The sequence below is a fragment of the Lacinutrix salivirga genome (assembly GCF_053604675.1).
On the sequence record NZ_JBSHNP010000016.1, the window covers coordinates 1 to 1,019 of the forward strand.

Annotated in this window: 1 protein-coding gene; it reads left to right on the forward strand. The window is 31.6% G+C overall.

Features of this window, described 5'->3' with window-relative positions; translation table 11 throughout:
* Positions 1 to 299: 299 nt before the first annotated feature.
* Positions 300 to 743 carry a hypothetical protein gene (locus ACVC5O_RS00085; RefSeq protein ID WP_452219428.1) on the forward strand — a complete coding sequence of 148 codons (444 nt, stop codon included), beginning with the start codon at positions 300 to 302 and terminating at the stop codon, positions 741 to 743.
* Positions 744 to 1,019 lie beyond the last annotated feature (276 nt).

The following is a 1,019-nucleotide window of genomic DNA, read 5'->3' on the forward strand; positions in this document are numbered from 1 at the left end:
TTGCTTTGCACAACAATGCTTATAAAAAATTGCTATTTTTAGACTTAAATTAAGTTGCTTCCCTTTTTGCTTGCTTCTGAATTTCCTACGGAAATTCCTCGCATACAAAAAACGCAACTTTGTATAAACGTAACCGTTGTAGCCAATTCCTCCCTTTGTGGAAAAAACAAATAATCACTTTAAGCTAACGTTTAATTAGTTGATAAACAAGAAAATACAACTGAAAAACAAAATTATTAACAGCTGATTTTCAGAACATTAAAAAAACGTTAGTCAGAATTTAAAAAAAAACGAAACTATTGAAAATTAGTACAAATATCAAACGACTTTCTTTACATGACTCTCATTTTGAAAATGTGAAGCGGATAGGAAATGATATTGAACTGACTTTTGATTGGGCGAAACTGGAGGATTACAATGAAGGCGGAATTGAAGATGGACTAATATTAGGTAAAACTAAATTGACCATTAAAGGAATTTCAAATGAAAAATTCAAAGGTTACTTTGACGGAGCAAAATGGAAACCTCTGACTGAACCGATTAATTTTGTGGATTCATGGCAAGAAATAGCTAATACAGAAATTAATGAAGAATCAAAACAAATCCAATTGGACGGAATGTATGATGCCGAAAAAGAAAATTACTGGATTGAATGGTCTTTTAATTATGAAAACTGTGAAATCGAATGGAATAGTCATGTAACTTTCACAGAATGGAAAAAAGGAAAGCTACCAAATGATTAAATTAAAAACTGGCTACAACACCGTATAAAAATAATTACGGTTTAGTGCATAATCAAAGGTCGTTGCGTGTTTGTAACGTCTGATTTTCCTTCGGAAAATCCTCGCATACAAACCCGCAACTATTCTTATACATAAACGTTGTGCAAAACAATCCCTTTCTTTTAAAGTCGTTTAATAATTAGTTGGTTTTTCCCTTTTTGTTAAAAAAAACGTGCTACTATACTTTTTGCTTTGTAGAGACTTTTCGGCATAGCTTTTTAGAGACTTTTCGGCATA